A 10,073-nucleotide genomic window follows, 5' to 3' on the forward strand; every position below is an offset into this window, starting at 1 on the left:
ATGAGATTGTTATGAATAATGTAGTTGTTAAAACAGAATGGGTGAAATCTTGGTCTGAAAATGGAGTAGGATGGGTTCAATTAAATCATGAAAACAAACTTAACCCCTTGTCTGCTGGTTTTATTTTAGCAATAAAAGAAGCTGCTGAAAAATTTGACAGAGATACGAGTATAGGGTGTATAGTTTTAACTGGATCTGAGAAAGCTTTTGCAGCAGGAGCAGATCTAAAAGAAATGGTGAAACTTAATTACTCTTCTGTATCAGAATCAAGGTATATTGAGAATGGCTGGCTCGATATTCCAAAGATTCAAACACCAATAATTGCTGGTGTTAAAGGGTATGCTCTTGGTGGTGGTTGTGAGTTAGCTATGATGTGTGACATTATCATAGCTTCAGAGAATGCAAAATTTGGACAGCCTGAAATAAATATTGGTGCTATACCTGGGGCAGGTGGATCACAAAGATTAACCAGATCAATTGGAAAATCGAAAGCTATGTTAGCAGTTCTTACTGGTGACATGATTTCAGCTAATGATGCAGAAAATTGTGGTTTAGTAGCAAAAGTATTTAAGGATAGTGAATATGAAATTTCTCTTAAGGAAATAGCAACTAAAATTGCTAACCAATCAAAACCTTTAGCCAAATTAGCTAAACAAGCCGTTAACGTTGCTTATGAAACAACCCTTGAAGAAGGTATTCGTTCAGAAAGAGCTTTATTTTATTCAACTTTTGCACTTGATGACCATGTGGAAGGAATGGAAGCTTTTTCTGAGAAAAGAAAGCCTAACTGGAAAAATAAATAATTTTTATTATTCTAAGTCTTCTGACTTTGGAATTCCAACACTATGTAAGCCACCATCGACGTGATGGATGTTTCCAGTGACACCTGAAGATAATTCTGACAATAAGTATAAAGACGAATTTCCAATTTCCTCTAACTCAGGATTGAAATTAAGAGGGGCAACATTTTCTGAATATCTGTAAACGTGTCTTGCTCCTGATATGGCTGCACCAGCAAGAGTTTTTACTGGACCTGCAGATATTGCGTTAACTCTAATATTACTTTTGCCTAAATCCATTGCTAAATATTTTATAGACGCTTCTAGAGCAGATTTCGCTACGCCCATGACATTATAATTTGGTGTTGTTCTTTCTGCGCCTAGATAAGAAAGAGTTAATAAACTTCCACCATTTTTTGTCATAAGAGGAAACGCAGATTTTGCTGTTCTTGTAAAACTAAATGCTGATATATCAAGTGAGTTTAAAAAGTTTTCTCTACTACAATTAACATATTTTCCTTTTAATTCCTCTTTATCTGAGTAGGCTAAAGCATGAACAACAAAATCTATATTATTCCATATCTCTGAAATTTTTCCGAATAAATGTTCTATTGAATTTTCATCATTTTTATCTTTTGAAACGTCACATTCAAAACAAATATTAGACTTTATAGAATCCATTAACGGAATCAGTCTTTTTTTAAACCCTTCATTTTGATAAGTGAATGCTATTTCAGCACCTTGTTGAGCTAATATGTTTGCAATACCCCAAGCAATGGAGCGTTCGTTTGCTACACCCATCACTATTCCTTTTTTACCCTTCATTATTGACATTTTTGTTTCTCTCTAATTAAACTTTGAAAAAGCAAGACATGCGTTTGTTCCACCAAACCCAAAAGAATTTGAAAGTGCTAAGTTAATATCTATATTTTGAATAGTTTTTCTCGGTATTTCTATTGAACCTATATCAGGGTCATCATTTTGAATATTTGAGGAACCAGAAATAAAATTATTATTCATCATTATTAGTGTATATATTGCCTCTTGAACTCCAGTGGCTCCTAATGAGTGCCCAGTTAGTGATTTCGTGCTGGTTAACTTAGGTAGGTTTTGATATTCTTTAAAAACTTCTTTTACAGCATGCAGTTCTTGCATATCACCCACTGGAGTGCTTGTACCGTGGGCGTTAATATAATCAACTTTTTGATCTGTATCCAATAATGCTTCTTTCATACATCTTACTGCACCTTCTCCACTAGGTGCAACCATATCATGTCCATCAGAGTTTGCGCAATGACCTGCTATTTCTCCATAGATTTTAGCTCCTCGCGCCTTTGCATGTTCAAGCTCTTCTAAAACTAGCATGCCTCCACCACCAGCGATAACAAAGCCATCTCTGTTGATATCATAAGGTCTTGAAGCTAACTCAGGTGTATCATTATATTTACTAGACATTGCACCCATTGCGTCAAATAGAACAGATAAAGTCCAATCTAACTCTTCTCCCCCACCTGCAAAAACAATATTTTGATTTCCATATTTAATTTGGTCTGCACCTATTCCAATACAGTGTGCCGATGTAGAACATGCAGAGGTAATTGAAAAGTTAACACCTTTAATTTTGAAAAACGTAGCAATACATGCTGATACGGATGAGCTCATGCATCTTGGGACCATAAAAGGACCAACTCTTTTTGGACCTTTTTCTCTAGCTATATCAAATGATTGAAGTAGGTTAACGGTACTTGGTCCGCCTGACCCAGCTATAAGTCCTGTTTTGGGATTAGATACTTCTTCTGGAGATAAGCCAGAATCTTTAATAGCTTGTTCCATCGCAAGAACGGAGTAAGCTGCACCAGCACCCATAAACCTTAGTTGTTTTTTGTCTACATGATCTTCTAAGTTTAGCTTTACTTCTCCATGAATCTGACTTCTAAATCCCATTTCTTTGTAAGTAGGGGCATGGACTATACCTGATTTTTGATTAATCAAAGAATCTTTAACTTCATTTACATTGTTGCCGATAGAGCTAACAATACCCATCCCAGTAATGACTACTCTTTTTTTATTCATGATATTAAATCCTACTTTTATGTTTTAATTTAATCTTGAAAAAGTCCAACCCTAATATCAGATGCCTCAAAAACAGTTTTGTCATCGCAAACAACTTTACCATCTGCAATACCTAATATTAGTTTCCTCATAATAATTCGTTTGAAATCAAGTAAGTATTCTACTTTTTTTGCACTTGGTAAAATTTGCCCAGAAAACTTAACCTCTCCTACAGAGATTGCTCTTCCTTTTCCTCTTCCACCCATATTACCTAAAGAAAAGCCCAGAAGCTGCCATAATGCATCCATACCTAAGCAACCAGGCATTACAGGATCATTTTCAAAATGACATTCAAAAAACCATTTGTCAGGAGTGATATTAAAGGTTGCGTGAGCTGATCCTTTATTATAGGCGCCACCAGTTTCAGTTATGCTTGTAATTTCATCGAACATTAACATTGGAGGGAGTGGCAGTTTTGGAAAATTTAACCCTGCTAGTTTACCCTTAGCACAGTTAATTAACTCTTCATAGTCAAATGAATTTTTAAATAAAGACAAAATATAAATCCTAAAATAATTTTTTATAAATTACACATACATTATGACTTATTTATGATAAATAAAACTTATTTTCTAAATTATTTTAATAAAGCTCCCCAAACAGATTTTTTTTTGATCCATCCTGAGTGAGTTTTTTCTTTAATAATTTCTATTTTACACCATTTCAGATCACATCTTATAATATTTACTATTAGCTTAGGTAGCAGTTTTGCTTTTGCTTCACTCTTATCTGAAGGTGTTTTTTTTAATAAAATAGTGTCTAAAATTATACCCGTTCTAAAAGATGAAAGAAGTTGGGTATGTATCCAGCCAGTTAATTTATCAGAAGTGACAACTTTTCTCCAATTATTAAATTCAGCAGTAATTTTTAAGGGATACCCTTTTTGTCTTATTTCAAAAATAACAGGATATTTTCTTCCAGGTCCTGATCTCATGAAAGTTAAGGAATTTTTTAAAGATACGACTTTAGGTATCTTCAAGCCACTCCCATTTATTTTGTCTTTAGGCATATAGCTTTCAGGAAGACCTGTTTGAGAAAAAAAGATTACCAATAATAATGTTAAGAAAATTGATTTCATAGGAAATAATGTCGTGTTAACGTTTTTAAAAAAGTTAATTTGAGCATATAAGACAATTATTTTTTTTAGTAACTTTAATTTTGTCTAGGCTTTGAGAAAATCCATCATATAAAATTAAATATCCGGCAATTGAAGGGTAATTTAAAAGAGCAATTTCTTTTATAGCCTCACTTACTTGCATGCTGGCAATAAAAGCAGTTATGGATCCGATTATGCCAGCTTCTCTACAGTTTGTAATCGGAGCTTTTTCTGAAGTTTTAGGAAAAATACATTCATAACAGGGCAACGTATTGCTTAAGCCACTCTTTAATACTGATAATTGTCCTTCCATTTGTACAGCTGAACCTGAAATTAAAATTTTTTTATGTTTATGTGATAAATAGTTAAGAGTATACTTTGTTTGTTGATTATCTGAACAATCAAAAATTATATCAAAAATATTAATATCTTTTGATATATCAAAGTTACTAGATTGAAATCTAACAGTGATATTTGGGTTTATCTTTAAACATTCCTTGGCTAGATTTTCTGCTTTATTATAACCTATTTTATTAGTTTTGTGAGCAATTTGTCTATTTAGATTTGTTATTTCAATAGTATCTTCGTCCCAAATTTCTATGTATCCAAAACCAGCAGCAGAAGTATAGAGCCCAACTGGACATCCAAGTCCGCCAGCACCAACTATTAGACATTTTGTATTTAGAAGCTTTTCTTGACCATTTTCATCAAAATTTGGAATAATCACTTGTCTTGCATATCTATTTAGATCATCATCGTTAAGCATATTAGCCTCAGTTATCTCAAATTCTTTGCTATTTACATGATAAAATATCACAAATCCTGTCAGCTATTTTGAATGCTACGGATTTTTTGTTTTGTTCAGGCCATTCTTCACATTCTTTTTTGTCGATTACATAAACTTTATTAGAGTCTTTACCGAAAACTCTATTATTACTTACATCATTAGCTATAATTAAATCAATATTTTTAGTTTTTAATTTATCTCTTGCGTTTTCAACTACATTCTCCGTTTCTGCAGAAAAACCAATTATGAGTTTTGGTTTAGATTTACTGTTGGCTATTTCTGAAATAATATCAGGATTTTTAATTGTTTTGAATGTAAGAGGCTCGTTAGTTTTTTTTATTTTAGTATTTGGGTTAAATTTTTCATTTTTTTGTGTTTTTGGAATTAGTTTCCAATCAGCAACGGCAGCCGAACATACAACAACATCTGAAGGTAGTTGTGACATTGTTTTTTCAAACATTTCTTGAGCAGTAGTTATTTGAATGGTTTTCAAATTTAATGGTAATGGAATATCTACTGGTCCTGTTATTAATGTAACATTAGCCCCACGATTAGACAACTCTGAGGCAATAGCAAAACCTTGTTTGCCAGATGATCTATTGCTAACAAATCTAACTGGATCAATTTCTTCGATAGTTGGGCCAGCTGTAACAATTACTGAAGTACCTTTTAATGTGGTATTTTTTTTCAGGCTTAATTTAGATAGTAATTCATTAAAAATAATTTGAGGTTCTGGAAGTCTGCCATTTCCGCTTTCTCCACATGCCATATCACCACTGTCGGGTTCAATAAATGAAATACCTCTATTTAAAAGTTTTTGACAATTTTCTTTTGTAGCTAAATTATTCCACATTACAGGATTCATTGAAGGAGCCACAATTATTTTGGAATAAGAAGCAAGTAAAATTGTGCTTGCAAGGTCATCAGCTATTCCGTTAGCAATTTTTGCTATTATGTTAGCAGTTGCAGGAGCAACTAATATTATATCAGGCTTTCTTGCAAGTGCTATATGGTTCATTTGAGTTTCATCTTCAATAGAAAATAAATCTGTATAACATTTTTTTTCATTTAGGCTTGTAATAAGTAATGGTGTAATAAATTGTTGAGCTGATTTTGTTATTACTACATCAAGCTGAATGTTTGTTTTTTTTAGAAGTCTTATAAGTTCAAGAGATTTATAACAAGCAATGCCTCCAGAAATAATTAAAAGTACGCTACCCTCTAAATTACTAAAATTTTTAGAAGTTAAATATTGATCTGTTCTAACATTCATTTCTAAACCTAACATTTTTAGGTCATTTTTTTTATTGTTTGGTATTTTGTTTAATTTTTTCCAATTTGATATTGCAGACGGTTTAATATTTAAACGTTTTGCAACCATCCCAGTGCCACCGAGCAAATTAATTAAATTGGAAACTTTATGCAATTTATTTTCCTTTAAATAAACTTAATTTATGAAATAATTGAAAAAAAATGAACTATTTCACTTTTTTTGAAATTAATTTATCAATTTTATGCATTATTTCAGGAATTTTCAATAATAATATTTTATTTTTGTGAATCCAGTCTTCTAAGGTTTTAAAAGGATCATGAGTTTCACTAATCCATTTATCTATTAATGGACCAGACAATTCCCACATATTTATATTAGGATTAATTTGTCTTGTTGTTCCTTCTGCCATTAGCATTGTCTTTTGCAATAAAGTAAATTGGGGTTGAACTTCAATATCAAACTCTTTTGATAAACCAAGTATTTGGCCTAATAATTTGGCTAAGGAAATTTGTCCTATAGGTTTATTTAATATTGGTGTTGAAATTGCTCTTATAGCTTGAGCAAGGTGATCATGAGAGACATCTTTACCTAGCATATTTGCTTCTGAATGAATCTCTACAACTTTTTTATAATTTTTATTCAATAAATATGTTAATAACTGTGCTAAGAATTGACGATCCTTATTATTTAGCCTTCCCATTATTCCAAAATCAATAGGCACAAGCATTCCTTTTTTATCAATAAATATGTTACCTGGATGCATGTCACCATGAAAAAAACCGTCCCGAAATACTTGTAAAAAGAAAATCTCAGTCCCGATCTCAGTTATTTTATTTATATTATGATTATCTCTTTCAAGTTTAGATAAATCATTAATCTTTATTCCTTCAATATATTCAAGAACAAGAACTTTTTTAGTAGTTAATTCCCAATAGATCTTAGGAACCCTATATTTAGAATGATCTTTAAAGTTTTCAGCAAGCTCATCAGCTGCTGACGCTTCCATAGTTAGATCAAGTTCATTAAGAGATATTTCTGAAAGAACCTCAACATTTTTTGATAACTTTAATCTTCTAACTTTAGGTGTAAAGAATTCGAAGCATCTTGAAATCCAATAAAAAAATGTAAAGTCCTTAAACAATAATTTTTCAATATTAGGTTTAAGCAGTTTAATAGCAACCTTATTTCCATTTTCAAGTGTGCCTAAATGAACTTGGGCAACCGATGCTGTTGCAATTGGAATTTTATTAAAAGTCCTAAAAATTTCTTCAATTGGCCTTTCAATTTCTTTCTCAAAAATTTTTTTTGCAACTGAGCTAGGAAATGGCTTTATATCATCTTGTAATTTTTGTAAGTATTCACAAGTCTTTTGACCCAAAAGATCAGGTCTTGTAGATAAGGCTTGTCCAAATTTAATATAACCAGGTCCAAGGCTTATCAAACAATTGAGCAAATTATAACCTATATTTACTTTGTCACGCCTGCAAAAAATATAATTTATAAATTTTAATAATGAATTTATTTTTTTAGGAAAAATTAAGGTATCTGAAAATTTTTTAAAAATACCTGTCCTAGCTATTTTTATAAAAACATAGAAACTCAAAATAAAAAAATAAGGTGTTTTCCATATAGGACACTTTAATCTTTGTTCAATCAACATTATAACTTCCAACCTGAATGAAGTGAAACGATACCATTAGATAAGTTTCTATACTTTACTCTGGAAAAACCAGCTTCAGACAACATTTCAGAAAGCTCTGGTTGAGTTGGAAATTGTCTGATAGACTCAACCAAATAAGTATATGCGCTTCTGTCTCCTGTAACTTTCTCACCAATATAAGGCATGCACTTAAATGACCAAAAATTGTATATTTCTTCAATTAAGTCATTTTCAACATGGCTAAACTCAAGACAAATAAAGCGTCCGCCAGGTTTAAGAATTCTATGGACCTCTTTTAATGCTTTAGCTCTGTTAGTTATATTCCTTAGACCAAATCCCATTGTGGCTCTTTCAAATGTATTGTCATCGATTGGAATATCTTCGGCACTAGCAACGAGCCATTTAATATTTTTTAAAGATTTTTTATTAACTTTACCTGACTTTATCATCTCTTCATTTATATCAATAATATAGGCAGAATGACCGCCATTATTTAAGAATTTACGCGCTATATCACCTGTTCCTCCAGCAATATCTGCTAATTTTTGATTTTTTTGGGGAGCCATCCAATTAATTAGATTATTTTTCCATTCCCTATGAATTCCAAGGCTTGTTATATCATTCATTAAGTCGTATTTGTCAGCAACAGAATTAAAAACACTGTTAACTAGATTTTGTTTATCTTTCTTTTTTACAATTTTATAACCAAAATCTATATTTTTATTATCTTTAACTAACATAATAATCTGAAATCCTATATTATAATTAATTCAATATACTTATAAAACATGGTTAAAGATAGTTTTAAAAGGAATACTAAATGCCAGAATTACCTGAGGTTGAGACAGTATGCAGAGCTTTGTCAAAAGTATTAACAAACTCCAGAATAAAAAAAATTGAATTTTATAGAAAAGATTTAAGATGGCAGGTTAAAGATAATTTAGAAGTTTCTTTAAAAAATAATATTTTCATAGATCCATATAGAAGAGGAAAGTATATTTTAATCCCTACAAATACAGATAAGATTTTTTTAATTCATTTGGGAATGAGTGGTCAAATTAGAATTAAAAAAAAAGATATTGTTCAAAAGCATGACCATATGAGGATGATAGTTGAGAATAATAATAAACATTTTGTAGTTACTTACAACGATTCTAGAAGGTTTGGTTATATTGATTTATTTAAGAAAAAAGAACTAAGAGAACATTTTTTATTATCTAAAATAGGTGTTGAACCTCTAGGAAGAGAATTAACAACAGAGTACTTAAAAAATAATTTTAAGAAAAGAGTTATAAATATAAAAAATGCTTTAATTGATCAGAAAATAATAGCTGGAATTGGAAATATATATGCAAGTGAAATTTTATATAAAGCAAAAATAAATCCTCTTAGAAAAGTAAGCTCATTAAGTCAAAATGATTTGAATTCTATAATTACATTTACAAAAATAATCTTAAAAAGATCAATAGATGTTGGGGGAACAACCATTAGAGATCATATGCAACCAGATGGAAGTTTAGGGTATTTTAAACAAAAACTCCAAGTTTATGGTAAAGTAAATGAAAAATGTAAGACTTGTAATAGTTACATTGTTAAAGAAGTAATTAGCAACAGATCAACCTTTATTTGTAAGCATTGTCAAATTTAAGATTTTCGACGTTTACAAATTTAAAAAACTTGACATTTAAGCTTTACATTATTAGAAAAACATAAATTAAATAAGGATAAAGTTATGGCAAATCATGTTTCTTCCAAAAAAAGAATAAGACGCAATTCAAGAATGGAAGTTGTTAACAAGGTTAGAAAAAACCGAGTTAGATCTTTTATTAAAAAAGTAGAAGCTGCCATAGAACAATCTGATAAGACTAAAGCTCAAGAAGCATTAATTCTAGCTCAGCCTGAAATGCATAGATCAGTTACAAAAGGTATTTTTAAGAAAAATACAATTTCAAGAAAATTATCGAGGCTATCGGCTAGAATTAAAAAAATAGCTTAAATGAAATAAACTTTCATTTTATTAGTGAGTAATTACTCTCTTTGTTGATAACATAATCTATTAAATATTTTTAAAATTCAAATAATCAAACGATTCGCTTTGATTAATAAATTATTATTTTTATAAAATAAATAAATAAATTATGTTTAGTAGTATTTATAGATTTATTAATTTAAATTCAAATTAAGAGATTATTAAAGAATCATAATAAATTCAATGTAGTATCTTTAAATGCTATAAAATATTATCAAGAATACTTTAAATAGAAAAGTAAAACTATTAAATTATTTAATAGATCTCATAAAATAAAAATAATTTAATATGTTGTTTTTTTTGATTTTTTTTAAAAAAATTAAAAATCAATATATAT

At 30.1% G+C, this 10,073-nt stretch carries 11 protein-coding genes; 3 read left to right on the forward strand and 8 right to left on the reverse strand.

What is annotated here, in order from left to right; all coding sequences use genetic code 11:
- The first annotated feature begins 11 nt into the window (after nt 1–11).
- The gene (locus tag ABXT66_RS11235) at nt 12–803 is read left to right on the forward strand and encodes an enoyl-CoA hydratase-related protein (protein ID WP_443643607.1); all 792 of its coding nucleotides are present in this window, start codon (nt 12–14) and stop codon (nt 801–803) included.
- Nucleotides 804–809: 6 nt separating this feature from the next.
- On the opposite strand, the gene ABXT66_RS11240 is transcribed toward ABXT66_RS11235, so the two are convergent.
- The 8 genes from ABXT66_RS11240 to ubiE form a co-directional block, all read right to left on the reverse strand.
- Nucleotides 810–1,613 (reverse strand): enoyl-ACP reductase FabI, encoded by an 804-nt coding sequence (locus ABXT66_RS11240; protein WP_443643608.1) that lies wholly within the window; start codon nt 1,611–1,613, stop codon nt 810–812.
- Between the two features lie 12 nt (nt 1,614–1,625).
- Nucleotides 1,626–2,852, reverse strand: a complete 1,227-nt coding sequence (gene fabB / locus ABXT66_RS11245; protein WP_443643609.1) for a beta-ketoacyl-ACP synthase I — start codon at nt 2,850–2,852, stop codon at nt 1,626–1,628.
- Nucleotides 2,853–2,881: 29 nt separating this feature from the next.
- Nucleotides 2,882–3,388: a bifunctional 3-hydroxydecanoyl-ACP dehydratase/trans-2-decenoyl-ACP isomerase gene (gene fabA / locus ABXT66_RS11250; RefSeq protein WP_443643610.1), complete on the reverse strand. Its 507-nt coding sequence runs from the start codon at nt 3,386–3,388 to the stop codon at nt 2,882–2,884.
- An 80-nt stretch (nt 3,389–3,468) separates the two neighbouring features.
- Nucleotides 3,469–3,969: an SH3 domain-containing protein gene (locus ABXT66_RS11255; RefSeq protein WP_443643611.1), complete on the reverse strand. Its 501-nt coding sequence runs from the start codon at nt 3,967–3,969 to the stop codon at nt 3,469–3,471.
- Between the two features lie 34 nt (nt 3,970–4,003).
- A complete protein-coding gene (locus ABXT66_RS11260; RefSeq protein WP_443643612.1) occupies nt 4,004–4,753 on the reverse strand; it encodes a HesA/MoeB/ThiF family protein in 750 nt (249 codons plus the stop codon).
- Between the two features lie 28 nt (nt 4,754–4,781).
- The gene (gene coaBC / locus ABXT66_RS11265) at nt 4,782–6,200 is read right to left on the reverse strand and encodes a bifunctional phosphopantothenoylcysteine decarboxylase/phosphopantothenate--cysteine ligase CoaBC (protein WP_443643613.1); all 1,419 of its coding nucleotides are present in this window, start codon (nt 6,198–6,200) and stop codon (nt 4,782–4,784) included.
- 52 nt (nt 6,201–6,252) lie between these two features.
- Entirely contained in the window at nt 6,253–7,707 is a 1,455-nt protein-coding gene (locus ABXT66_RS11270) for an ABC1 kinase family protein (protein WP_443643614.1), read from the reverse strand.
- Nucleotides 7,707–8,447, reverse strand: coding sequence for a bifunctional demethylmenaquinone methyltransferase/2-methoxy-6-polyprenyl-1,4-benzoquinol methylase UbiE (ubiE, locus tag ABXT66_RS11275; RefSeq protein WP_443643615.1), 741 nt, complete (start codon nt 8,445–8,447; stop codon nt 7,707–7,709). Before ubiE ends, ABXT66_RS11270 begins: the two co-directional genes overlap by 1 nt.
- Before the next feature lie 80 nt (nt 8,448–8,527).
- Between ubiE and mutM the strand changes: the two genes are divergently transcribed.
- On the forward strand, nt 8,528–9,355 hold the full coding sequence (gene mutM / locus ABXT66_RS11280) for a bifunctional DNA-formamidopyrimidine glycosylase/DNA-(apurinic or apyrimidinic site) lyase (RefSeq protein WP_443643616.1): 828 nt from the start codon (nt 8,528–8,530) through the stop codon (nt 9,353–9,355).
- Between the two features lie 84 nt (nt 9,356–9,439).
- Nucleotides 9,440–9,703, forward strand: a complete 264-nt coding sequence (gene rpsT, locus ABXT66_RS11285) for a 30S ribosomal protein S20 (RefSeq protein WP_443643617.1) — start codon at nt 9,440–9,442, stop codon at nt 9,701–9,703.
- The last annotated feature ends 370 nt before the right edge of the window (nt 9,704–10,073 follow it).

The sequence above is a fragment of the Candidatus Levibacter sp. Uisw_134_01 genome (assembly GCF_047717795.1).
Classification (GTDB): domain Bacteria; phylum Pseudomonadota; class Alphaproteobacteria; order Puniceispirillales; family Marisalimonadaceae; genus Marisalimonas.